The following is a 25,562-nucleotide window of genomic DNA, read 5'->3' on the forward strand; positions in this document are numbered from 1 at the left end:
ATGAAGTTGGCAAAGCTGCGGAGCGAGGAGTAATAGCAGATAGCCAGATAAAGCTTCTAAACTCTTCATGAATTTTTTATTATTCTGCCTAGTTTTATGAATTATTAAATATTATAATTCTATTTTTTAATAAAGTCATTTAATGAGTTTAAGTCTAAAGATTTCTTTTTAAGGAAAAAGTTTTGTAATTGTATTGCAAAGCTATAATGACAAGAAAGAATATATGTATATATATAGAAATCATTAGAAATTCTAAAGACGTCAAATTTAGTTATATAACAAAAACTTTCTATTCAGATAACGATTGATTAGCTTATTACTTCTATGGCTATATTACAGTTGAAAATTGTTGCTTAAATAATGTTTAATGATACAGTTGATAAGTTAATCATCATAGTCTTACAGGATGTAAGATTTTAATAAAAATGTTTTGACGATGATATTAGTAAAAACTTACAATTCATTTTAGCACTCAATGAAGCTAAGTCGATGGAAATTGAAATGAAAAGAAGGAAGGCTTCAAGTCGTGAAAGCATTTCTGAAATACATGTTGAAAACTCAAAGAAATAGTTTCAGCTTATTTAAGCTAACAAACCTTTAGTTAGATTAAGAGGTTGTTTGCAAAGACTTTTCTTCAAATAATTGAAAGTGAAATCTTATATTAGCAATATTCTTCCAAGTTGCATATTTAAAAAGGAAAAATCCGATTAGCATTCCGAAAGTATTCAAGAAAATGTCATCAATATCGGCAATTCCGCGACCTGTAACATATTGAAGAGTTTCAACAGAAGTTATAATTAATAAGAAATAAAAACTTGTTGGAATAAATTTATTAAACTTTTTTAAGCATAATCCCAACCAACCGAACGGGCTAAAAACAAATATGTTTCCAATGATATTGACTAAGAAATCTTCATTATTGATTTTTGTATCTGTAAAGAATTTTTGTATGGTCATGAAAGGCTCCATTTGAATGTAAGAAACATCTGAGGCTTCTCTTCCTGATCCAAAAAACATCATATAAAGCAAAAAAATGGTGTAAACTGTAATAAATACTGCAAAATATCTTTTCATAGGTTTCCTTTTGAGGGATTAGTAATAAAAAAGAGTTTTGTAGGTTTAGTTTTTAAGTTTTTATAACATCAAATATCTGACCTTTAGTATAAGCTTTAAAAGACTTTATAATTCTTTAATACTATTTAACATAATATAAAAAGCCTCACTATAAAGTAAGGCTCATTTGTTTTAATATGGAAATTTAATTAAACTTGAATCACTCCCAAGTTAAATTTCTCGGTGATCGGCGAATGATTTGCTGCTTCAATTCCCATAGAAATCCATTTTCTGGTATCAACAGGGTTAATAATTGCATCTGTCCATAATCTTGCAGCAGCGTAAGTAGATTCCGTTTGCTTTTGATATTTTTTAGTAATCGAATCTAAAATTTCGTTGTGTTCCTCTTCAGTAATTACTTTTCCTTGTTTTTTCAAAGTAGATTCCTGAATTTGTGCTAAAACTTTCGCAGCCTGAGTTCCTCCCATAACCGCTAAATCTGCCCATGGCCAGGCTACAATTAATCTTGGATCATATGCTTTTCCGCACATTGCATAATTTCCTGCTCCGTAAGAATTTCCTGTAATAATCGTAAATTTAGGAACAACAGAATTAGAAACAGCGTTGACCATTTTTGCTCCGTCTTTAATAATTCCGCCGTGTTCAGATTTTGAACCAACCATAAATCCTGTCACATCCTGTAAAAAGATCAAAGGAATTTTTCTTTGGTTACAATTCGCAATAAATCTTGTCGCTTTATCTGCAGAATCAGAATAAATTACTCCACCAAACTGCATTTCTCCTTTTCCGCTTTTTACCAATTTTCGCTGATTAGCAACAATTCCTACAGACCAACCGTCAACTCTCGCTGTCGCACAAATGATAGTTTTACCATAATCCGGTTTATATTCTTCAAATTCAGAATTATCTACAATACATTTAATGATTTCTAAAGTGTCATATTGTTCAGCTCTTGAAGCCGGCATAATTCCGAAAATATTTTCGGGTTTTTCTTTAGGAGGGAAACTTTCGATTCTGTCAAAGCCTGCTTTTTCATAGCTTCCGACAGATTTCATAATATTTTTAATTCGGTCTAAAGCATCTTTATCATCTTTAGCTTTATAATCGGTAACTCCAGAAATTGAACAATGCGTTGTCGCTCCACCTAAAGTTTCATTATCAATAGTTTCTCCAATCGCAGCTTTCACCAAATAACTTCCAGCCAGGAAAATAGAACCTGTTTTGTCAACAATCATCGCTTCATCGCTCATAATCGGAAGATATGCTCCTCCTGCAACGCAACTTCCCATCACAGCTGAAATCTGAATTATTCCAGCAGCACTCATTTTAGCATTATTTCTGAAAATTCTACCAAACATTTCTTTATCAGGGAAAATTTCGTCCTGCATCGGAAGGTAAACTCCTGCAGAATCTACCAAATAAATAATTGGAAGTCTGTTTTCCATTGCGATTTCCTGAGCTCTCAGGTTTTTCTTTCCTGTGATAGGAAACCACGCTCCGGCTTTTACAGAAGCATCATTGGCAACAACTAAACATTGCTTTCCCGAAACATAACCCATCATTACAACAACGCCACCACTTGCACAGCCGCCGTGTTCTTCATACATTTCATAACCTGCAAAAGCACCAATTTCTATGGAATCTGAATTTTTATCAAGAAGATAATCTATTCTTTCTCTGGCTGTCATTTTCCCTTCGTCACGAAGTTTCTGAAGTCTCTTTTCGCCACCGCCTTTTTTAATTTCATTCAGCAAACGGTTGATTTCAGATAATTTTAATTTATTTTGATCTTCTCTTTTGTTAAATTCAATATCCATGAAATTTATATTTTAATCTGCCTAAAGATACTATTTTTAGGTAAAGTAGTATAATAAGAAATTTATCTATTTAAAGTTTTGGTTTTTAGTATTTTATGAATTTTTTAACGGAATTTGTGTTTTTTTTGGTTCATATTTTGCTAACTTTACAATAGAGTAAATGAGACGAAAGTTTCTACTCTAAGTTCCTAGTTTATTTTTTTAATAGTTTATTATTTGAAGGCCCTGAAAGTTGCATAAACTTTCAGGGTTTTTGGATTTCAGAGTTTTCTTTTCATTCAATTATATCTAAAAATAATATCTTTTGATTTGTATTTTTTTAAATTTAATGGAAAGCTATTTGTAAATTTGTATGTTTTAAATTCGATGGATAAATATGCAAAAATTAGCACTTTTCAGATTACATTTAATTGTTTTTTTATGGGGCTTCACAGCAATTTTAGGTAAACTGATCACGGCAAATGCTCAGATTCTGGTTTTTTACAGAATGCTTTTTGCAGCTGTTTTTCTATACGCTTTTATCAGAATATATAAAAAAGAAAGCATTCGGGTTCCGAAAAAACTGTTTTTTCAGTTAGCGGGAGTTGGTTTTTTCATGGCTCTTCATTGGTACTGTTTTTTTTATTCGATTAAAGTTTCCAACGTTTCTATTGCGCTGAGTTGTCTTTCTCTCTCAACTTTATTTGCTTCAATTTTAGAGCCGATCGTTTTTAAAAGAAAAATAGATGTTTCTGAAGTCATTATGGGAATTGTAATTGTAGCCTGTATTTTATTAATATTTAAAACAGAGTTTCAATATAAAGAAGGTATTTTATACGGTATTTTGTGTGCGATTTTTGGAACAGTCTTCTCTGTTTTTAATGGAAAACTATTTGGAAAAACGAGTTCTGGAAATATTATTTTCTATGAAATTTTCTCTGGATGGTTTATTTTGATGCTGTTTTATTTGATAACAGGACAAATCATGCAGATGAACGAAATAAATTACAAAGATTTAGCGTTAATAGGCTTGTTGGCCAGTGTGTTCACAGCGTACCCAATGTTTGAATCTGTAAAGCTGATGAAATACATTTCGCCTTTCACACTAATTTTAACAGTTAATTTAGAACCAGTTTACGGAATTATACTAGCTTTTTTTATCTTTGGAGAATCGGAAGAAATGAGTCCTGTATTTTATGGGGCATCTTTGGTGATGATTTTAGCAATTGTAGCCAACGCACTGATAAAAACTAGAAAACAAAAAAACATTAACTAAGCATCAATTATACATGATGAAAAAATATCTATTATTAATATTTTCCCTTTTATTTGGGTTTTCTCAATCTCAGATTATCAGAAAATATTCCAATGAATTTCTAAATATCGGAGCCGGAGCAAGAGGTATCGGTATGGGAGGTGCAGTAATCACTAGTCAGGATGATGTGTATTCTCCGATGTGGAATCCCGCCGGTTTGAACGGTATTACAAGAGATTGGCAAGGTGCGGCAATGCACGCAGAATATTTCGAATCTATAGCAAAATATGATTACTTAGCCTATGCAAAAGTTTTAGAAAACGGAGTTTTCGGGGTTTCTGTAGTTCGTTTAGGAGTCGATAATATTTTAAATACCACTCAATTAATCGATACGGAAGGAAATATTGATTACGATAAAATCACAAAATTCTCTCAATCTGATTATGCAGGAATTATATCTTACGCATTCAATCCAGGTGGAAATCCAAAGTTAGATGTCGGTGTTAATGCAAAAATTGTTTACAGAAATGTAGGTAAATTTGCAAGCGGTTATGGTTTTGGTTTTGACGTTGGAGCAATTTATAAAGCTGACAACGGTTGGAAATTTGGTGGAGTTCTTCGTGATGCCACTACAACGGTCAATTTTTGGAGTGTTAATCAAAAAGAATTGTCAACAATCGTAAACGGAGAAGAATTTAACCCTGCTCCAACAGATAAAATGGAATTAACGATGCCAAAATTAAATGCAGGTGCAAGTAAGTTATTTCAAATTAACAGCAGTTTGTATGTTTTACCGGAAGCTGGAATTAATGTAGATTTTGCTAAAACAGCTGCGCTTCTTTCGACAGATTTCGCAAGTATTACACCGTATGCTGGAGCTGAATTGGGGTATCAGAAAATGATTTTTGTGAGATTGGGGGTTAACAGATTTCAGTCGATTACAGATATTGAAGATCTTCAGAGAAAAGTTTCTTTCCAGCCAAGTGCAGGTATAGGAATTCGTTACAGAGGTTTAACATTGGATTATGCAATCAGCAATTCAGGAATCGGAGGTTCTAATTTTTATTCTAATTTCTTCTCATTAAAACTAGATATGGGAGAATTTAGAAATGACTAATTATTTTTAATTATAAATTTTATGAAAAAGTTATCAATCATTATATCGTCTTTTTGTGTAATGTTATCGTATGCACAGAAAGTTTCAGATTATAAATATGTAGTTGTTCCAAGTACGTTTGAAAGTTTTAAAAAAGAAAATTACGGTCTTACTGCTTTTTTAACCAATAAATTAAAATCAAAACAATATACTGTAATTTCTGAAAATAGGGGGCAATGGCCGGAAGAAGCCAATGCAAATCCATGCCGTGTTTTGAACGCTAATATTACTAACGACAGTGGTTTTCTGAGAAATAAATTAATTTTAGATTTTAAAGATTGCAACAGTAAGGTAATTTCTTCCGAAAAAGGAAGTACATCAATCAAAGAATTTGAAGAAGGTTTTAAAGATGCTTTGACTAAAGCTTTGGTGAATATTCCTGTTTCTAAACCTGTGGAAAATTCAACTTTTACACAGCAAGTTCAGGTTACAACTGAAACGGTAAAATCAACTCCTGAAAGTAGCGCTCCAAAATCTCAACTTTCAAAAGCAGAGAAATTCAGCAACGGAAAACTAAATCTTCAGAAAATCCAAATAGATACTACTCAGTTTATTTTAGTTGACGGAAACAGTTCTATTCCTTTTGCTACCTTTAAAGAGACAACGAAAAAAGATGTTTTCAGGGTGAAATTAGGTTCAGGAGAATTAACAACAGGATATTTTGAAAATGGAAATTTAGTAATTGAAATACCAAAAGGTAGTGATGAGTATTCTAAAGAAGTTTTTGCTCCCGTAAAATAAGCTTAAAATCTTTTCGATAAAATATAAAAAAGCCTTACCCGATAATTTCAGGTAAGGCTTCCTTAAAATAAACCATAAAAAACTAAAACTACGGCATTAGAACCGTATCGATTACATGTATTACTCCATTTGACTGATTTACATCGGCGATTGTAACTTTTGCTTTGTTACCTTTCGCATCGGTCACGTATAAATCTTTTCCTTTTGTCCAAAAAGTTAATTCTTCACCTTGAACTGTTTTCATCATCGCTTTACCGTTTCCTGCTTTTACTGCTGCCCAAACTTGTTTAGAGCTGTAATTTCCAGGTAAAACGTGATACGTTAAAATCTTGGTAAGCATTGCTTTATTCTCAGGTTTCACTAAGCTTTCTACTGTTCCTGCAGGCAATTTTGCAAAAGCCGCATCTGTTGGAGCAAAAACAGTGAATGGACCTTTACTTTGCAATGTTTCAACCAAACCGGCTGCTTTTACTGCGGCAACCAAAGTTTTGTGATCTTTAGAATTCATCGCATTTTCAACAATGTTTTTAGAAGGGTACATTGCTGCTCCACCTACCATTACTGTTTTTTCTTTCATTTGCTGTGCAGCTGCATTTCCACTGAATGCGAATGATAAAGCCACCATTCCGAATACTGCGATTTTTGATCTTGAGTTCATTTTCTTTAATTTTAAATTATTATTACTTGAGTGATTTTTAATTTCTGTTCTTATCATCATTTACGAAGAGCAGATTGCTTTAGATTTAAAAATTTCAATTTTAACAATAATTAACTGTTTTTCAGATGGTTAATTTTTATTTGTGATTTTAGATTAGAATTAAATGGATAATGAGAATAAGTTTTGAGCCTATACTTATAAGGAAATCAACTGAAAATAAATAAATTGTAAAGTTTTTATAGATTTCCCTAATAATTTGTTTTGTTTTATTATATTTGAAATGAAAATTATTCACAATTAAAACAAAGTATTCAGAGGACGAACTTATCGTTTTGTTGAGAGAGCAAAATGAATCTGGTTTTCATCATTTGTATGATAACTATTCTGGTGCATTGTATGGTGTGATCCTAAGAATTGTTCAGTCTAAAGAATATACAGAAGAAATTATTCAGGATGTTTTTGTAAAAATCTGGAATTCGATCCATCAATATGATTCTGCGAAAGGTAGATTTTATACTTGGATGATTAATATTGCAAGAAATACAGCAATCGATTATCTTAAATCTAAAAGCTTTCAAAATCAACTTAAAAACCAACCTCTTCCGGATTTCGTATATGAGAATGCGGAACTTACAACATCCAATAATGCAGATTTTATTGGCTTTAATAAAGTGCTTGAAAGTTTGGAATCTGATAAGCAGGAACTTATTGATCTTGCCTATTATCAAGGATACACGCAGAGTGAAATATCAGAAAAGCTGAATATGCCTTTAGGCACCGTTAAAACCAAAATGCGTAATGCATTGATGAAATTAAAAGACTTGTTAAAAGATTATCAATAAATTGGATAGTAAAGAATACATATCATCCGGAATTCTAGAATCTTACATTCTAGGTCTTGCTTCTCCCGAGGAAGCAGGTATTTTGGAGTGTGTGATGAAGAATAATGCAGAAGTAAAAGCCGCTTTTGAAGAAGCGCAAAAAACTTTCGAATTGCTTGCTACAGCGCAAGCAGTGACACCACCCAATGATTTAAAATCAAAAATTTGGGATAAAATACAACTTGAACAAAAAGTTGTTGAGCAAAAACCTGTAGTTCCAATCAATAATGTTGAGCCACAAGTGGAAATTCAACAGTCGATGCCGGAAATCAGAGTTGAAAAAAATAACAATTGGAAAAACTATGCAGTTGCAGCATCAGTTTTATTTTTAGTAAGTATTGGAGGAAATCTTTATTGGATGAACAGCCAAAAAGAGATTAAAAATGAAATTGCTGTTTTAAAATCTGAAAAGCAATCACATAACCTTGCGATGCAAAATTTAGAACAAAAATTGCAGGTTACTTCCAATCCGAATATGCTGAAAATTGTTTTGGCAGGTGTAGAAAAACACCCAAAATCAAACGCTGTGGTATACTGGGATAAAACTTCTAAAGATGTTTACCTAACTTCAAATAACTTGCCAAAAGCTCCTGAGGGAATGCAATATCAACTTTGGGCAATCGCAGACGGAAAACCGGTAAGCGCAGGAATGTATTCTGATGAAAAAGATGCAAAAATTGCTCTTTCAAATATTCCAAATGCGCAGGCTTTTGCTATTACTTTAGAAAAAGAGGGCGGAAGTGCAGTTCCTACAATGGAAAATATGTATGTAATGGGCGGAGTTTAAATCTCGTCTTAATAATAAAAGAAAATCTCTTATCGAAATGATAAGAGATTTTTATTTTACTCTGCATTGAAAAAATCCCAGATAACTTTTGCTTTAGATTTTCCTAAAATTTCTTCTAAAGTTTCAAGATTTGATTCTTTAATTCTTTTGACTGATTTTAATTTAGATAAAAGTAATTCTATTGTTCTTTCGCCAACTCCCGGAATTTCTTCCAGCTCAGATTTTATGGTTGAGTTTTTTCTTCTTGTTCGGTGATGCCTTACTCCAAAACGGTGAGCTTCGTCACGCACCTGTTGTAAAATCTTTAATGTTTCAGATTTTTTATCTAAATATAATGGAATTGGGTCTTCAGGAAAGAAAATTTCCTCCAGCCTTTTTGCGATTCCAACAATCGTTATTTTGCCGTAAAGTCCGAGAAGTTTTAAACTTTTCACTGCGGAAGATAGCTGCCCTTTTCCACCGTCAATCAGAATTAATTGAGGCAAACTTTCGCCTTCTTCCAACATTCTTTTATAGCGTCTGAAAATAACTTCCTCCATTGTTTTAAAATCATCCGGTCCGACAACGGTTTTTGGATGGAAAATTCTATAATCGGCTTTGCTTGCTTTTCCGTTTTTAAAAACAACACACGCAGAAACGGGATTCGTTCCCTGAATATTCGAGTTGTCAAAACCTTCAATATGTCTCGGTTCTACAGGCATCCTTAAGAGCTTTTGCATTTCTGCCATAATTCTGTTGGAATGTCTTTCCGGATCAACAATTTGAACCTGTTTTAACTTTTCAATTCTATATTCTTTGGCATTTTTTTCTGAAAGTTCAACGATTCTTTTTTTGTCACCCATTTTCGGAACAATCAGTTTTACATTCGGAATTTCAACACTCAAGTGAAAAGGGAGCAAGACTTCTTTTGAATCAGAATTAAATTTCTGACGGATTTCAATCAAAGCTTCTTCCATAATTTCTTCATCCGTTTCTTCAAGCATTTTCTTTATTTCTGTAGTAAAACTTTGAATGATATTTCCATTTCTGATTTTGAAATAATTAACGTAAGCTGCTGTTTCATCACTCGTCATTGCAAAAACGTCTACATCATCAATATCTGGATTTACAACGGTGTGTTTTACCTGATAATCTTCCAGAATATTCAATCTTTCTTTAATCATCTGAGCATTTTCAAACTGAAGATTCGAAGCATACTTCGTCATTTGATTGATAAGATATTCTTTAGCTCTACGGAAATCACCTTTAATGATTCCGCGAATGGCATCTATTTTTTCGTCATAATCTTCCTTGCTTTCCAAACCTTCACAAGGTCCTTCACAATTTTTAATGTGAAATTCCAGGCAGACTTTATATTTTCCTTCCTCAATTTTGGACGGAGCTAAATTTAAATTGCAGGTACGAAGTTTATAAATATGCTTTATTGTATCCAACAAAATCTTTGCAGGACGTACTTTTGCGTAAGGCCCGTAATATTCCGAACCGTCTTTTATTTTATTTCTTGTAAGAAAAATTCTTGGAAAATTTTCTTTTTTAATACAAATCCAGGGATAGGTTTTGTCATCTTTCAACATCACATTATAAAACGGTTGATGTTCTTTTATCAGATTATTTTCCAATAAAAGTGCATCATATTCGCTGTTAACGATGGTTGTTTCCAAACGGTTAATTTTCCCAACCATAATTCTGGTTCGGTATCCGGAAAGTGTTTTGTTGAAATACGAAAGTACTCTTTTCTTCAGATTTTTTGCTTTACCTACATATAATAGATTTTCGTTTTTATCGTAATATCGATAAACACCGGGTTCGGAAGGTAAAGTTTTAAGCTGTAATTCTAAAGAAGGATTCATAGAACAAATTTAAGCAATTTCAATGCACAAAAAAAGCTGCAGAAATTTCTGCAGCTTTGAAATATTTTAAGATTAAATTTTATCCGTTGCTCATTTCAGTATATTCATTGACCAAAAAGCTGAAAAATCCCCATTCTACAGATTTTTTAGGATATTTTTTCATAAATTCTGCATTGTCACCAAATAAGAAATCATAATTGTCTTCAAAATCATCTTTATGAAGCCAAAGAACTTTCTCTCCTTTTTTTACATAATACGATTTTGCAAGTCCGCCACCGAGCTGCATCCCAAATCCTACAGTCATACCCGAAGTTTCCTTTGCTCTCGGATCATTATAAACAGAAATAATTTCGCTAAATTCAGGATTTATAAGTTGCATTAAAAACTCTTTATCATCTTTTTTGTTTTTCAACGAAACGGTTTGGTTTACAAATTGAATTTGACCATCAGGCGTATTTTTACTCAGTTTTTTAGTGTTTAAGCTTCTTAAGTTAGTCATGTGCTTTCCAACTTTCAAGATTTTCGCCAATTTCGTAGGGTAAATGTACATTTCGTTCACATTGTCTGCGTTGAAAACCATCTTCTTTTTCGTAACACTGTCTTTTATAGAAATTTCGTAAATCTGACCTTTTTTTGTTTCAATATTGTCGCAATATCCTTTGTTGACAGTTCCGTCTTTTGAAATGATGGTTGAGATTTTTTTTGTTGATGGGCCAGGAAATCCTTCGTTAAAAAGATATTGTTCCATTTTTTTAATTTGTTCTTTTGTGTATTTTACTTTTTCCTGCGCAAAAGTTGAAATGCTCACCAAAGAAAGAGCCAATAATAAAGCTTTAAATTTCATACATTTAGTTTTAATGTTAGGTCGTAAAAATAATAAATAATTTGCTTGTATTTAAAAATAAATTAAGACCTCTGTTTTGCGTTTTCAGTTCTCTTCAAAATGTGTATTTTTAGGCAAATTTTTTAAAATGATTTACGGTATAGATACTTTCAGTTTTCATGATGTTTTGGAAATCTGCAAGAACCCAAATAAAGCTCAATTAAATAGTGCTGCGAAAGAGCAGATTATAAAATCTCAGAATAATGTAAAACAAATTGTTGAATCAGACAAAACTGTTTATGGCATCAATACGGGGTTCGGACCACTTTGTGACGTGAAAATTTCTGAGGAAGAAACAGCGCAATTGCAGTATAATTTAATTATTTCTCATGCAGTAGGAGTGGGGAAACCTATTGATAAAGAATTTTCAAAAATTATGATGATTGCGAAGGTTCATGCTTTGTCGAAAGGTTTTTCGGGAGTTTCTCTGGAAGTGATCGAAAGATTTATTTTAATGCTTGAAAAAGACATTATTCCGGTAGTTCCTGAACAAGGTTCTGTAGGAGCTTCAGGAGATTTAGCACCACTTTCACACTTGGTTTTGCCACTTTTAGGACTTGGTCAGGTTTGGGTTGGAAACGAAATCTTCGAAACTGCAGAAATTTTAGAGAAAAATAATCTAGAGCCATTGGTTTTGGGTCCGAAAGAAGGTTTGGGATTAATCAACGGAACTCAGTTTATTTTAGCTCATGCAATAAAAGGTTTGGAAAAGTTTGAATATCTTTTGGATTTAGCAGACATGACCGCTGCAATGAGTCTTGAAGCTTACAGAGGTTCAGCAAGTCCGTTTAAAAAAGAACTTCACGACATCAGACCATTTGAAGGAAGTAAAAAAGTGGCGGCAAGAATGCTTAAATTTTTGAAAAATTCTGATAATCTTAAAGCTCACGAATATTGTGACAGAGTTCAGGATCCTTATTCGATGAGATGTGTTCCACAGGTTCATGGTGCAAGTAGAAATGCTTTTGAACACCTTAAATTAATGGCAGAAACGGAATTGAATTCTGTCACCGACAATCCAATTGTTTTAAGTGCTGAAGAATCTATTTCAGGAGGAAATTTCCACGGACAATTAATGGCAATGCCTTTAGATTATGCAACTTTAGCGGTTGCTGAATTAGGAAATATTTCAGACAGAAGAAGTTATTTATTATTAGAAGGAAAATATGGTTTACCAAGATTGTTGACGGAAAGTTCAGGTTTAAATTCTGGATTTATGATTCCGCAATATACTTCTGCAGCTTTGGTAACAGAAAATAAAACGCTTTGTTTTCCTGCTTCGGCAGATTCTATTCCAACAAGTTTAGGTCAGGAAGATCACGTTTCTATGGGAAGTATTTCAGGAAGAAAATTCAATCAGGTTCTTGGAAATTTGGTAAATATTTTAGCTGTTGAATTGATGTTTGCAGCGCAAGGTTTAGAGTTCAGAAGACCTGCAAAATGTTCAAAAATTATTGAAGAAAACTTTACTATTCTTCGTTCAAAAGTTGACAAACTTGAAGATGATAGATTGATTGGAAAAGATATGTTGGCAATTGCTGAATTGATTAATGAAAGAAAATTTGTGGTGAATTTTTAAGATAAATAAAAATATTATTTAGATAATTCTCTTTTTAATTCAACAGAGTCGGGCTTTAGCTCGACTTTCTTTTGTAATATATTACTGGTTTTTAATCAAAACTTAAAAACAAATTACCACTTTTCAGTCAGATATTTCCAATACCTTTTCGGAACATGCTGAATATGAAGTTTTGTATTTTTCCTTTCTTTAATGTTGGTTTTTGTAAAATAACTTTGCCACAGCGTCTGATATTTTTTTTCTTCCTCGTGGAATTTTTGCTGATATTGGTTTAAATCTAATTTCTCATCAGGATAAAAAAATTCGCAGTTTTCCAAATCATAAAATAAACCGTAATGTCTTCTCAGGTCATAAATCATCCATTTTTGGTCGGCGTAACGGTCTTTGAAATGTTTTCTGATTAAAGGCAAAACATTAAAATCCGGATCTATTTTAGCAAAATAAATATCATCTTGCAATTTTTCAAACCGCACAAAAGCAGTCATCCTGTGTCTTTCTCGACTGACTGATTTACAGATTTTTGAAATTTTTAAAATGTCATTATCTGCAAAATTCTGTAAAACATTTTCTTCAGGATGTTTTATCGATTGTTTTACTGCAGATAAAATGAGATTTTCCATTTCCGAATCTTCAGATAAAAAAACTTTCAACAATTGATTCATTCCTGGTTTTCCGATATTCTGCTCTAATTTATTTAAAACTCTTTCCGATTTTTCCTGTTGCGTAATCACCTCGTGAATCTCGGCAAACATATTTTCCTGCTGAAAATTTTCTCTGCTACAAATTTCCACATCTTGATAACGATATTCGAAAACTTCAAATATCGCAGTGAAAAGTCCGTCGAAGCTTCCGTCGTAGAGGAGAGTGGTCATTTTTTTAATTTGAAAATATGTAAATGAGATAATTTGAAAATTTTAGAAATGAGATCAAAACTTTTTAACTCGTTTTGAATGAGAGTTTGTGAACTTCGTGCAATCTATGTTCAAATTAAAATAAAGTCAATTGTTGCGAAAACTGATTCTGAAATTTAGACTGACTTCCGCCAATAATCAATTTTCGTAAATTCAAATCAGTTAAATGTCTTAAAAAAATATTTCCGTACGTAAAATCAATGAAATATTTTGCTCGATTGACAGCAGCTCCTAATTTTTTAAGATGGTCAATATTTAAAACCTGAAATTTTCTTGCACTCACAATTTTCTGTGCAGTTTTTACACCAATTCCCGGAATTCTTAAAATCATTTTATAGTCTGCAGTCTGCAAATTCACAGGAAACTGATCCAAATGTCGCAAAGCCCAGCTTAATTTCGGATCAACTTCCAAATCCAGAAAAGGCATATTAAAATCTAAAATTTCATCAGCTTTAAAACCATAAAAACGCATCAGCCAATCTGATTGATACAAACGATTTTCTCTCAAGACAGGAACTTCTGCAGTAATCGCAGGTAAACGATTATCAACCGTTACAGGAATATAACCTGAATAATAAACACGCTTCATTCCGTAATTTTTATAGAAATGATCAGCAACTTTAATAATTTGCAAATCATTTTCATTGGTTGCACCCACAATCATCTGAGTTGATTGTCCGGCTGGAGCAAATTTCGGGGTACTGCGGATTAGTTTTTTCTCGTCTTTATATTGCTGAATTCCTTTCTGAACGATTCTCATCGGCTGAAGCATATCTTCACGATTTTTATCAGGTGCCAATAATTTCAGTCCAGATTCTGTCGGAATTTCAAGATTTACAGATAATCGATCAGCGTAAAGTGCAGCTTCATTCATCAAATCATCACTCGCTCCAGGAATTGACTTCAAATGGATATATCCATTGAAATTATGTTCATTTCTCAGCTTTTTTGCGACACGAACCAAACGTTCCATCGTTGTATCTGCGTCTTTGAAAATTCCTGAGCTTAAAAATAAACCTTCAATATAATTTCTGCGATAAAAACTTATGGTTAAATCAACGACTTCTTCTACTGTGAAAGCAGCCCGTTTAATATCATTCGATTTTCTGGAAACGCAATAAATACAATCGTAAATACAGTGATTAGTTAAAAGAATTTTTAGAAGAGAAACACAACGTCCGTCTTCTGTATAAGTGTGACAAATTCCGCTTGCTGAACTGTCGCCTAAGCCTCCGTTGTTTTTCCTTTTTCCACCGCTTGAAGAACATGAGACATCATACTTCGCTGCATCGGCAAGTATTTCAAGTTTCTCTTTTACACGGTCGAAATTCATTTTGTAATAGGTTTAAATCAGATTGAAATATTTGTTTTTCAAAACAAAAGTAAGTCCAAAATTGAGAAAAGTCAGTGTTTTTAAAACAAACTTATCCACATATTTCCAAAGCAAATTTAGTATATTTACGGTCATTAATTTATGCGTGAAGTCGTAAACCTGCGATTTTATATAGCTACAAAACTACTCATATGAATCATAAACCCGTTGAAGGTTTTTCCAAATTAACAAAACAAGGGAAAATCGATTGGCTTGTTAACGAATATCTTGAAGGAAACCAGGATTATCAAAATATATTGAATCAATATTGGAATGAAAATGCAGATTTACAGAAGCTTCACGACGAGTTTTCTGAAAATACGATTTCCAATTTCTACATGCCTTACGGAATTGCGCCCAATTTTTTAATTAATGGAAAATTATTCGCTTTACCAATGGCGGTGGAAGAAAGTTCGGTAGTTGCAGCCGCTTCAAAAGCTGCTAAATTTTGGATTGATAAAGGTGGTTTTAAAACGACAATTATTAATACCGAAAAATTAGGTCATACTCACTTTATCATCGACGTTGAATCTCACAAACTGCAGCATTTTTTTAATTTCAATTTAAAGAAAAAACTGTTTGATGCAACAGAAGCGATTACAACCAATATGAGAAATCGTGGAGGTGGCATTTTAGATATAAAATTGGTCGACAAAACTTCTGAAATGCCGAATTATTATCAATTGAAGGCGAGTTTTGATACTGTAGATTCAATGGGAGCGAATTTTATTAATTCTTGCCTGGAGCAGTTTGGAAAAACATTGAAACAGGAAATTGCAGTAAGTGAAGATTTTACTCAGGAAGAGAAAAATTCTTTGCAGATTGTAATGAATATTCTTTCTAATTTCACACCGGATTGTATTGTCAGAGCAGAAGTTTCATGTAAAATTGAAGATTTAAAAGACGACAGCGGAATTTCAAACGAAGAATTTGCAAGAAAATTCAAACAGGCGGTTACGATTGCTGAAATTGAACCCTTCCGTGCGACGACGCACAATAAAGGAATTATGAACGGTGTTGATGCAGTGGTTATCGCAACCGGAAATGATTTCAGAGCAACAGAAGCTTGTGCACATGCTTATGCCTCAAAGGACGGAAAATATTCTTCGTTAACGCATTGTACAATTGATAACGGAGTTTTCAGATTTTGGATCGATCTTCCGATTTCTGTAGGCGTTGTGGGTGGTTTGACGAATCTTCACCCTTTGGTAAAATTCTCTTTGGCACTTCTCGGAAAACCTTCTGCTCAGGAATTGATGAGTATTTTGGCGGTTTCGGGATTGGCTCAGAATTTTGGAGCATTACGTTCTTTGGTGACAACGGGAATTCAGAAAGGTCACATGAAAATGCATTTGCTTAATATTTTAAACCAAATGGGAGCAACGGAACATGAAAAGCAACATTTTGTAACTTATTTCAAGGATAAAACGGTTACTCATCATGAAGTGATCAATGAATTTAACAGATTAAGAGGCCAATAATGTTTGGAATTATTGTCGCTGCTTTAATGCTAGCTTTCGGAATTTTTTTGAAAGTAACCAAACATCCGGGTTTTGCCCAGAATAAGAAATTCGCATGGATTTTTATTGCAATAGGAATAATGTCATTACTATTTAAGATTATAAATTATAAATGAAAACAATTACTTTAGTCTTCGGTGCCGCTTACGGAATGTTATCCGTTATATTAGGTGCTTTCGGAGCACACGCTTTAAAGAAAATTTTATCTGTGGAAAAACTGGAAAGTTTTGAAACAGGAGTAAGATATCAAATGTATGCAGCCTTCTTTTTGTTGATTGCAGGCTATATTTTAAAATTCGACACCTCATCTCAAAAATGGATTTCTATCTTAATGATTGCAGGAACAATGCTATTCTCTTTCAGTATTTACGGTTTGAGTTTGCAGGATCATTTTGGTTTAAACCTTAAATTTTTAGGACCGATTACGCCACTTGGAGGATTGTTTATGATACTAAGTTGGGGAATGCTTATTTTTTATTTTCTTAAAGTGAAATTACAATAGTTTACATTCTAAAATTAAAAAATGAATCATCGATTGGTATGGTTTTTCACAATGATTATTTATTTTCTAAGTATTCAAAAAATGAATGCGCAAGAGAATATCGGAGATCCATGAGAAATTCATTTGATTGTTAATAACATCAGGTTTAATAAAGGGAAATTAGAGCCGAAAAATAATCCCACCATGATTTTATCGTCACTTTTCTGTGTGGCATCGGGTGGAAGTTTGGGTACAGAAGCGCCTTTGTTTCAGGTTACAGGTTCTACAGGTACATATTAGGGGAAGCTTTTCAGATTAAAAGGCGAAGAATTGCGTTCTTTGAGTATTGTGGGAATAGCTTCAGGTTTTACTGCGCTTTTCGGTGCTCCTCTTGGAGGAAGTTTATTTTCTCTGGAGATTCTCATCACAAACACGCTGTAGAATATTTATAAAGCAATTATTCCGGCTTTGGTGGCGAGTTGCTTCATTTATCTGATGTTTGCTTTAATTATTCATTTGGGAATTGGGGCGACTTGGGATTTGAAAGCTTATCATTACACCGGAGTTTATGATTTTCTTTACGCTTCTCTGTTTGGAATTGTAGGAACTTTATTTGGGTGGATTTTTATTTTCGTTGTTAAATTTTTCAAAAAAGCTTTTGAATACAGAAAATTTCCGATTTATATTAAAACTCTTGTGGGCGGAATTATTTTAGGAATTATCGCTTTCTACTTTCCATTAACCAGATATTTCGGGCATCATGAAGTGAATGAATTGATTAATGGAACTTAAACTCTGAATTCTTTAGTTAAAATTTTAGCAATAGCCATTACAGTAAACTCCGGATGGAGAGGTGGTTTTATCATCTCACTTTTCTTTGTGGGAACAACTTTAGGGTTGATTATTCATAACTTATTTCCTTCAGTTGACACGACTTTGGCTATTGTAAGCTGTATAGCTGCAATCAATGCGTGTGTAACGAGAACACCGATTATTTTGGGAACTTTAACCGGTTTCACCTATTTTGTTCCGATACTTTTTGCAAGTTTGACAGGATATTTCTTAGCTCCTAAAATTCCTTTCATTGGTTCACAATCAGAAAAATTAGCAGAAGAATAGAAATATTTCAGACAAAAAGTAAATGAAAGAAGAAATATCATCTTAATTTTTAATCTAATAAACTTGAATTTCCGTGTCTTTTTATTAAATTTGTCAACCTTTAAATATTAAAATAAAATAATAAAAATAATATGAATCTTCACGAGTATCAATCAAAAGAGATTTTATCAAAGTATGGAGTAGCTATCCAACGTGGTTTCGTTGCAAACAACGTAGATGAAGCTGTAGCAGCTGCAGAAAAATTGACTGCTGAAACCGGAGCTCAGGCTTGGGTTGTAAAAGCACAGATTCACGCAGGTGGTCGTGGTAAAGGTGGTGGTGTAAAGTTCTCTCCAAACATGGATAAACTTAAAGAAAACGCTGGAAATATCATCGGAATGCAGTTGATCACTCCACAAACTTCTGCTGAAGGTAAATTGGTAAATTCTGTATTGGTTGCAGAAGATGTTTATTATCCTGGAGAATCTGAAACTAAAGAATTTTATGTTTCTATTCTTTTAGACAGAGCTGAAGGTAAAAATACGATTGTATATTCTACTGAAGGTGGTATGGATATTGAGCACGTTGCAGAAGTAACTCCTCATTTGATTCACAACGAATTAATTGATCCAACTTTAGGTCTTCAAGGTTTCCAGGCTAGAAAAATTGCTTTCAATTTAGGTCTTGAAGGGAATGCTTTCAAAGAATTCACAAAATTCATTTCTTCTTTATATAATGCTTATGTAGGAATTGATGCATCTCTTTTCGAAATCAACCCGGTTTTGAAAACTTCTGATAACAAAATTATCGCTGTAGACGCTAAAGTAACTTTGGATGGTAACTCATTGTTCCGTCACAAAGATCTTGAAGCTTTAAGAGATACAAGAGAAGAAGATCCTATCGATGTTGAAGCAGGTGAAGCTGGTCTTAACTTCGTAAAATTAGACGGTAACGTTGCTTGTATGGTAAACGGAGCTGGTCTTGCAATGGCAACTATGGATATCATCAAATTATCTGGTGGTAACCCTGCAAACTTCTTAGACGTTGGTGGAACTGCAGATGCAGCGAGAGTACAGACTGCTTTCGGAATTATCTTGAGAGATCCAAACGTAAAAGCAATTTTAATTAATATCTTCGGAGGTATCGTAAGATGTGACAGAGTTGCTCAAGGTGTTGTAGATGCTTACCACGCAATGGGAAGCCTTCCTGTTCCATTGATCGTAAGATTACAAGGAACAAATGCTGTAGAAGCTAAAAAATTAATTGACGAAGCTGGATTGCCAATTCACTCTGCAATTACTTTAGAAGAAGCTGCAAACAAAGTAAAAGAAGTTTTAGCTTAATATTTAAGTTAACTTTAAAATATAAAATCCGTTTTCGTAAGAAGACGGATTTTTTTTGTTAAAAAATTATTTTTGTGGTATTTTAATTGTTAATTTTAGGCTAAATTATTTAAAAAAAAGATGAAAAATATTTTTTTAAATACACAATCACTAAATATTAATAATTAAAAGTTAAATTAATGAAAGCAAAAACACTCATTATCTCTTGTCTGTTGATTGCAGGGCAAGGTTTTGCCCAAGAGAATTATTGGTTAAAGCAAAAAGAAAATAAAGCTGAAAGAGGGGAATTGAAACCGAGATGGGTAACACCTAAAAATTTCTCTCTCTATCAATTAGATTTAGATAAAATAAAATCTGACCTGAAAAATGCACCACAACGTTTCTCGAAGAATGAAAGTTTAGTTATAAAATTCCCGGATTCTAATGGTGGAGTAAGAGATTATGTTGTTCAGGAAGCATCTGTTATGGCTCCCGAATTACAGGCTAAATTTCCCGAAATAAGATCTTACACCGGTTGGGAAAAAGGAAATACTTCGAATACCATTCGTTTCAGCTTAACTCCGCAAACAGGAATAAGCGTGATGTATTTTGATGGATGGGATGTAAGTTATTTGGATAGTTATACTCAGGATAATTCTTCATTTATTTTATATAAAAGAAAAGATCTTCCAAAAAATGACCGACTTTTTGAATGTCATGTTGAAGATATGTTAGATGAAAATGCAAATATTTCAGTACAGAAAAAAGCTCCTTTAGTTTCTGACGGACAATTCAGAACCTATAGATTAGCATTGGCTGCAACTGGTGAATACACTACATTTCATGGAGGGACAGCCGGAGCAATGAGTGCAATGGCAACTACGATGACAAGAGTAAATGGTGTGTATGAAAAAACAATTTCTGCTACAATGGTCATGGTCGCAAATACCAGTCTTTTGATATATACAAACGGTAATACAGATCCTTACACAAACAATAACGGTTCTACAATGTTGGGCGAAAATATTTCAAATGTAAATAGTATTATAGGATCAGCTAATTACGACATTGGTCACGTTTTCAGTACTGGTGGAGGTGGAGTAGCGTATTTGGGTTCTGTTTGTACTACAAATAAAGCAGGTGGTGTTACAGGTTCAGGAGCTCCAGTCGGTGATCCTTTCGATATTGATTATGTAGCCCATGAAATGGGACATCAATTTGGTGGAGCACACACATTTAGAGCAAATACTGGTTCATGTCAAGGTAATGCAAGTACAGCTACAGCGTATGAGCCAGGAAGTGGAACTACAATTATGGCGTATGCAGGGATTTGCGGAACCAATAATAATGTTCAAAACAATAGTGATCCTTACTTCCATGCGGCAAGTGTGGTGCAAATGTATGCGGTTTTGCAGAGATCTACCGACTGTTCTGTGAAAGTTTCAAATAATAACGGAGTTCCGACTGCAGATGCAGGAGCAGATTATATTATTCCAAAAGGAACGGCTTTCGTTTTGACTGGAACCGGAACCGATCCGAATAATGATCCTATTACTTATTTATGGGAGCAATATAATAATACAAGTAACACGCAACCACCGGTTTCGACTGCAACGGTAGGTCCGGTTTACCGTTCGTTTCTTCCGTCAACTTCTCCGATGAGATATTTCCCGAATATGACTTCGGTTTTGGCTAATAATTTAGTTCCGAAATGGGAAGTTACACCGAGTGTTGCAAGAACTTTGAATTTCGCTTTATTGGTAAACGATAATAAAGCAACAGGAAATCAGGCTGCAAATGACGCAATGGTTGTAACGGTTACAAATGACGGACCTTTTGCGGTGACTTCTCAACCAACAAATACTTCTTACAGCGCACAAAACCCAATCACAGTAACATGGGATGTTGCAGGAACGAATACTGGAACTGTAAATACTCAAAATGTTACCATTCTTTTATCGAAAGACAATGGAGCGAACTTCAATACTGTTTTGGCAGCAAGTGTTCCTAATAACGGTTCGGCTGTAGTAAATTTGCCTAATGAAAATGTAGCTTCCGCAAGAATTATGGTGAAAGCTGTCGGGAATATTTATTTTGCGTTGAATCCTTCAAATTTCTCGATTCAGTCGTTTCTTTCCACTTCAGAAAGTACGGTAAAAACTTTTGCAATTTATCCTAATCCTGTAAAAGATGTTATTAATATTAAATTTAAAAATAAATCAGATCAGGCAAAATATACCATTTATGATATTTCAGGAAAATTGATTAGTTCAGGAGAATTGAAAGGTGATAATCAAATAAGAACAGACGGATTTTTATCAGGAAATTATATTCTTTCCTTACAAATGAGTAACGGTGAAGTTTATAATGAAAAACTGATTATTAAAAAGTAAATAATAATCTTAAAATATAGAATACGGTTGGAGTTATCTGACCGTATTTTTTTTGATTTAAATAAAACAAAAAACCATTTAAACATTGCTTAAATGGTGTAATTAAAAATAAACTTCTCATCAAGGAATTTTGAAACCTGTTTTCATTAATTTCAAAAATCGGTATATTTTTTACTGTTGTATTAAAAAATTAATTTAAAATAAACTATTTAAACCTTTTGGAAAAGAAAATTTTCATGGTTATTAGTTTATACAAAGATTCTAAATTATTTAACATGAAAAAATACCACTTAAGGCGTATTTTTATGAAAATTTAACTATTTTTAAATAACTAAAACTGAGCCAATGAAAAAGTCTGAAGAAAACCATCCGCTTATTGAGATCTGGAAGACTTTTCCCGGAGCAAGAAATTTTAATGTTTTAGAATATAAAGTACCGCCAATAGAGAGAATTATTGGAGAAATGTTTTCGGTAGGAGAGTTTTATTATTACGTTTTGAATTTGACGGATAGTACTCTGACAAATCATCACGAAAATATTCTTAAAATGCATGGACTGAAAAAATATCCATCTCATCTTAAAGAAATTATTGATTTGATTCATCCCGATGATCTTCCTTTTGTGATTAAAGCAGAGCAAACTATCGTTGAAAAAATGGTGGAAATCGGAAGTGAGCATCAACTTTTTTTAAAGCCAAGTTATTGTTTCAGAATGAGGACAAGGAAGGGAAATTACGAACTTTTCCATCATCAGGCGATTCATACTTTGGAAAATGAAAGTTCCTTTTTAATACAATCTGTTAATATTCATACTAACATTCAACATATTACATCAGAAAATTCTTTCATTGTTTTGTTGACCGGGATTGGTTCGAGGAAAGATTTTCATCAGTTTAAAATTGAACACAATTTGCTTTCTTTACCGGATTACGAAAATGAACTCACTAAACGTGAAAACGAAGTTTTATCATTGATTGCCAAAGGATATTCAGGAAAAGAAATTTCTACAGTTTTAGTACTTTCCGAGCATACCGTTCGTACACACAGAAGAAATATTTTAAAGAAAACCGGTTGTAGAAATAGTAAAGAATTGGTGAAAAAAGCTTTTGATTTAGGATTGATTTAATAAGGTTTAAATTTAAAACTGACAAATCTCACAAACAATTTTCGGCTTAAAACTTGTACCTTTATCAGTGATGGAACAGCACAATTTACAGCCACGATTTAAAGATTCACCTCACTTTACAGATTTTTGGACGAAAGGAAACGGAAAACAATTGACTGAATTTTCCGGAGCGGAATTGAACTTCAAAGACTTTGAAAAATTTTCACATTTCTATTATCATGTAGACGAAATAGGGGATGAGGTTGTAAAAGACATTTATTTAACTAAAAAATACACTGAGGCGTCAAGAGAAATAGAGCAATACATCCGAAATGGAGTTTCAGAAAATGATGAGGTTCCACAAAGTGTAAAAAAAATGTTTGTTCAGACTCAGGAAATTCCAAATTGGCTTGATTATGATTTAATTAAAAGCGGAGCAGAATTGTGTATGCGAAGCAATCTCGATTCTTTAATTTCACTTAGAGATTACTGTTTAATTGGCGGTTATGACTACGCTTACCTCAACAAACCTCTGATTGCGACCGAAGCTCTAAAAAAAGGAGCCGTAAAAAGACTTTCCGAAACATTAGATTTTTGGGTAAATGTAACAAGATATGATGCGTTAGAAATTCACAAAAAAGGCTATGAATTTGCCATTAAAACAAGATTAATTCATTCCTACGCAAGACTTTCTATCAAAAAACATTATAAAAAATGGGATACAGAAAACTGGGGCGAACCCATCAATTCTTGGGATATGATGGCAACTTATGTGGGGTTCAGTTTGGTTTTTCTTCACAGTTTATACAAATTGGGAAATACTTTTTCTGAAAAAGAAGAAAAAGGCTTATTTCATCTTTGGAAATACGTAGGATATTTATTGGGTATTCCTGAAAACCTTCTCCCGGACAACAAAAAACAGGCGACGGAATATTTCTATTTATGGACTTCTATTCAGCCTCCTTCAGATAAAGATTCTGTTTTACTGGCACATTCTTTACTCAACGAATCGTTAGAAAATCCGATTTTGAAATTTGAATTTCAGAGAAAAAATCTACGTTATTTACATATTTGCTGTACGTGGTTTTTGCTGGGCGAAAATGTCTGCAAAAGATTAAAAATTCCCGATGTTCCGTTCAAAAGCGGTTTCCCGATGACCAAAAGAATCATCAATAAAATTTACGATTCAACAGTAGGTCGCGAAGCAAGAATAAAAAAAGGAAACAAAGATCAAATGAAAGTTTTAAAAGACTATTTGAATATTACTCAAAATTCAAATTTTCATTAAATTTAGGCTGATTACACATGACTTGTTTTTTTTGGAGCTGTTTCCAGCTTTCACGACTCGCTTTTTTATGGTTACTTCGACAAGCTCAGCAACCATAAAAAGAGCTCAGACAAATCGTTCAATCTGGGCTAAAATACTCAGCAAATATTAGAAAGTTTCCCCTCAACAAAAATTTGAATCAGCATTTGTACTTTAGCAAATCTTCCGTGTAAATTTTAACAGTTTTTAGAATGTACTTATGATTAAAATATTGGTTTTTGAGATTAAATTTCTGTACTTTTGATAAATTATATTTAATCGAATGAGCAACATAGATGATAAGAAAAAAGCACTTGCTTTAGTGCTTGACAAGCTAGATAAAACCTACGGAAAAGGTACGGTAATGACTTTGGGAGATAGTGCAATTGACACCACCATCGAAGTTATTCCTTCCGGATCATTAGGATTAGACATCGCTTTGGGAGTTGGCGGATATCCAAGAGGAAGAATTATCGAAATCTACGGACCGGAATCTTCAGGTAAAACAACTTTAACGCTTCACGCAATCGCAGAAGCTCAAAAAGCAGGCGGAATTGCAGCTTTTATAGATGCAGAGCACGCTTTCGACAGAGGTTACGCAGGTAAATTAGGAATCGATCTTGAAAATTTAATTATTTCTCAGCCAGATAACGGAGAACAAGCTTTAGAAATTGCAGATAACCTAATCCGTTCTGGAGCAATCGACATCGTGGTCATTGACTCTGTTGCAGCTTTGACTCCAAAAGCAGAGATTGAGGGTGAAATGGGAGATTCTAAAATGGGTCTTCACGCAAGATTGATGTCTCAGGCTTTGAGAAAATTAACAGCAACGATTTCAAGAACAAAATGTACCGTAATTTTCATCAACCAGTTGAGAGAAAAAATCGGTGTAATGTTCGGAAATCCAGAAACGACAACCGGAGGTAATGCATTGAAATTCTACGCTTCAGTAAGAGTAGATATCAGAAAAGCATCTGCGCCAATTAAAAATGGTGACGAAGCAGTTGGAAGCAGGGTGAAAGTTAAAATTGTGAAAAACAAAGTAGCTCCACCTTTCAAAATGGCAGAATTTGACATTATGTATGGTGAAGGTGTTTCTAAGACAGGTGAAATTTTGGATACTGCAGTAGATATGGGAATTGTGAAAAAAAGTGGTTCTTGGTTCAGCTACGGAGAAACTAAATTAGGACAAGGTCGTGACGGAGTAAGAGATTTGTTAAAAGACAATCCTGAACTGGCTGAAGAGCTTGAAAATAAAGTAAAAGAAGAGATTATCAACAACAAGAAATAATTTGTTTTGATTGAAATACAAAAGACAGCTGAAAGGCTGTCTTTTTTTTATAAAGAAGGTTTAAAGAAACTTGTATAGCCTTTAACTACAATTATGCAGTATTC

General features: G+C 33.3%; 20 protein-coding genes and 1 pseudogene. 14 read left to right on the forward strand and 7 right to left on the reverse strand.

Features of this window, described 5'->3' with window-relative positions:
* Nucleotides 1-606: 606 nt before the first annotated feature.
* Complete coding sequence (locus OEA66_RS10015) at nucleotides 607-1,074, reverse strand: VanZ family protein (RefSeq protein WP_267281244.1); 468 nt, start codon at nucleotides 1,072-1,074, stop codon at nucleotides 607-609.
* Between the two features lie 188 nt (nucleotides 1,075-1,262).
* Nucleotides 1,263-2,891 carry an acyl-CoA carboxylase subunit beta gene (locus OEA66_RS10020; protein WP_267281245.1) on the reverse strand — a complete coding sequence of 543 codons (1,629 nt, stop codon included), beginning with the start codon at nucleotides 2,889-2,891 and terminating at the stop codon, nucleotides 1,263-1,265.
* A 376-nt stretch (nucleotides 2,892-3,267) separates the two neighbouring features.
* Here OEA66_RS10020 and OEA66_RS10025 point away from each other — a divergent pair, with 376 nt between their 5' ends.
* The 3 genes from OEA66_RS10025 to OEA66_RS10035 are packed head-to-tail and all read left to right on the forward strand — an operon-like array spanning nucleotide 3,268 to nucleotide 6,022.
* Nucleotides 3,268-4,146, forward strand: coding sequence for a DMT family transporter (locus OEA66_RS10025; protein WP_267281246.1), 879 nt, complete (start codon nucleotides 3,268-3,270; stop codon nucleotides 4,144-4,146).
* A 13-nt stretch (nucleotides 4,147-4,159) separates the two neighbouring features.
* Nucleotides 4,160-5,242 (forward strand): putative type IX sorting system protein PorV2, encoded by a 1,083-nt coding sequence (locus OEA66_RS10030; protein WP_267281247.1) that lies wholly within the window; start codon nucleotides 4,160-4,162, stop codon nucleotides 5,240-5,242.
* Between the two features lie 21 nt (nucleotides 5,243-5,263).
* Nucleotides 5,264-6,022 (forward strand): hypothetical protein, encoded by a 759-nt coding sequence (locus tag OEA66_RS10035; protein WP_267281248.1) that lies wholly within the window; start codon nucleotides 5,264-5,266, stop codon nucleotides 6,020-6,022.
* Between the two features lie 88 nt (nucleotides 6,023-6,110).
* Here the strand turns inward: OEA66_RS10035 and OEA66_RS10040 are convergent, their stop codons facing one another.
* Nucleotides 6,111-6,680, reverse strand: a complete 570-nt coding sequence (locus tag OEA66_RS10040; protein WP_267281249.1) for a fasciclin domain-containing protein — start codon at nucleotides 6,678-6,680, stop codon at nucleotides 6,111-6,113.
* Between the two features lie 332 nt (nucleotides 6,681-7,012).
* On the opposite strand from OEA66_RS10040, the gene OEA66_RS10045 reads away from it, so the two are divergent.
* Nucleotides 7,013-7,522 carry an RNA polymerase sigma factor gene (locus OEA66_RS10045; RefSeq protein ID WP_267281250.1) on the forward strand — a complete coding sequence of 170 codons (510 nt, stop codon included), beginning with the start codon at nucleotides 7,013-7,015 and terminating at the stop codon, nucleotides 7,520-7,522.
* Between the two features lies 1 nt (nucleotide 7,523).
* The gene (locus OEA66_RS10050) at nucleotides 7,524-8,348 is read left to right on the forward strand and encodes an anti-sigma factor (protein ID WP_267281251.1); all 825 of its coding nucleotides are present in this window, start codon (nucleotides 7,524-7,526) and stop codon (nucleotides 8,346-8,348) included.
* Nucleotides 8,349-8,404: 56 nt separating this feature from the next.
* Here the strand turns inward: OEA66_RS10050 and uvrC are convergent, their stop codons facing one another.
* Both uvrC and OEA66_RS10060 read right to left on the reverse strand, forming a co-directional pair.
* On the reverse strand, nucleotides 8,405-10,198 hold the full coding sequence (uvrC, locus tag OEA66_RS10055; protein ID WP_267281252.1) for an excinuclease ABC subunit UvrC: 1,794 nt from the start codon (nucleotides 10,196-10,198) through the stop codon (nucleotides 8,405-8,407).
* A gap of 79 nt (nucleotides 10,199-10,277) precedes the next feature.
* Complete coding sequence (locus OEA66_RS10060; protein ID WP_267281253.1) at nucleotides 10,278-11,042, reverse strand: hypothetical protein; 765 nt, start codon at nucleotides 11,040-11,042, stop codon at nucleotides 10,278-10,280.
* A 127-nt stretch (nucleotides 11,043-11,169) separates the two neighbouring features.
* Here OEA66_RS10060 and hutH point away from each other — a divergent pair, with 127 nt between their 5' ends.
* Nucleotides 11,170-12,660 (forward strand): histidine ammonia-lyase, encoded by a 1,491-nt coding sequence (gene hutH / locus OEA66_RS10065; RefSeq protein WP_267281254.1) that lies wholly within the window; start codon nucleotides 11,170-11,172, stop codon nucleotides 12,658-12,660.
* 113 nt (nucleotides 12,661-12,773) lie between these two features.
* On the opposite strand, the gene OEA66_RS10070 is transcribed toward hutH, so the two are convergent.
* Nucleotides 12,774-13,532, reverse strand: a complete 759-nt coding sequence (locus OEA66_RS10070; protein WP_267281255.1) for a TIGR03915 family putative DNA repair protein — start codon at nucleotides 13,530-13,532, stop codon at nucleotides 12,774-12,776.
* A 115-nt stretch (nucleotides 13,533-13,647) separates the two neighbouring features.
* Entirely contained in the window at nucleotides 13,648-14,904 is a 1,257-nt protein-coding gene (locus OEA66_RS10075; RefSeq protein ID WP_267281256.1) for a putative DNA modification/repair radical SAM protein, read from the reverse strand.
* A gap of 191 nt (nucleotides 14,905-15,095) precedes the next feature.
* Between OEA66_RS10075 and OEA66_RS10080 the strand changes: the two genes are divergently transcribed.
* From OEA66_RS10080 to recA, 8 genes and pseudogenes are all read left to right on the forward strand, one after another.
* Nucleotides 15,096-16,424, forward strand: coding sequence for a hydroxymethylglutaryl-CoA reductase, degradative (locus OEA66_RS10080; protein ID WP_267281257.1), 1,329 nt, complete (start codon nucleotides 15,096-15,098; stop codon nucleotides 16,422-16,424).
* A gap of 151 nt (nucleotides 16,425-16,575) precedes the next feature.
* Entirely contained in the window at nucleotides 16,576-16,965 is a 390-nt protein-coding gene (locus tag OEA66_RS10085) for a DUF423 domain-containing protein (protein WP_267281258.1), read from the forward strand.
* Nucleotides 16,966-17,088: 123 nt separating this feature from the next.
* Nucleotides 17,089-18,063: pseudogene (locus OEA66_RS10090) on the forward strand (chloride channel protein).
* A 131-nt stretch (nucleotides 18,064-18,194) separates the two neighbouring features.
* Entirely contained in the window at nucleotides 18,195-19,385 is a 1,191-nt protein-coding gene (sucC, locus tag OEA66_RS10095; protein WP_267281259.1) for an ADP-forming succinate--CoA ligase subunit beta, read from the forward strand.
* A gap of 179 nt (nucleotides 19,386-19,564) precedes the next feature.
* Nucleotides 19,565-21,757 carry a reprolysin-like metallopeptidase gene (locus OEA66_RS10100; protein ID WP_267281260.1) on the forward strand — a complete coding sequence of 731 codons (2,193 nt, stop codon included), beginning with the start codon at nucleotides 19,565-19,567 and terminating at the stop codon, nucleotides 21,755-21,757.
* A gap of 345 nt (nucleotides 21,758-22,102) precedes the next feature.
* A complete protein-coding gene (locus OEA66_RS10105; RefSeq protein ID WP_267281261.1) occupies nucleotides 22,103-22,882 on the forward strand; it encodes a response regulator transcription factor in 780 nt (259 codons plus the stop codon).
* Nucleotides 22,883-22,952: 70 nt separating this feature from the next.
* Nucleotides 22,953-24,149, forward strand: a complete 1,197-nt coding sequence (locus OEA66_RS10110) for an oxygenase MpaB family protein (protein WP_267281266.1) — start codon at nucleotides 22,953-22,955, stop codon at nucleotides 24,147-24,149.
* Nucleotides 24,150-24,450: 301 nt separating this feature from the next.
* Nucleotides 24,451-25,458, forward strand: a complete 1,008-nt coding sequence (recA, locus tag OEA66_RS10115; RefSeq protein WP_047444724.1) for a recombinase RecA — start codon at nucleotides 24,451-24,453, stop codon at nucleotides 25,456-25,458.
* Nucleotides 25,459-25,562 lie beyond the last annotated feature (104 nt).

Origin of the sequence: Chryseobacterium luquanense (genome assembly GCF_026460945.1) — a bacterium.
GTDB lineage: Bacteria > Bacteroidota > Bacteroidia > Flavobacteriales > Weeksellaceae > Chryseobacterium > Chryseobacterium luquanense.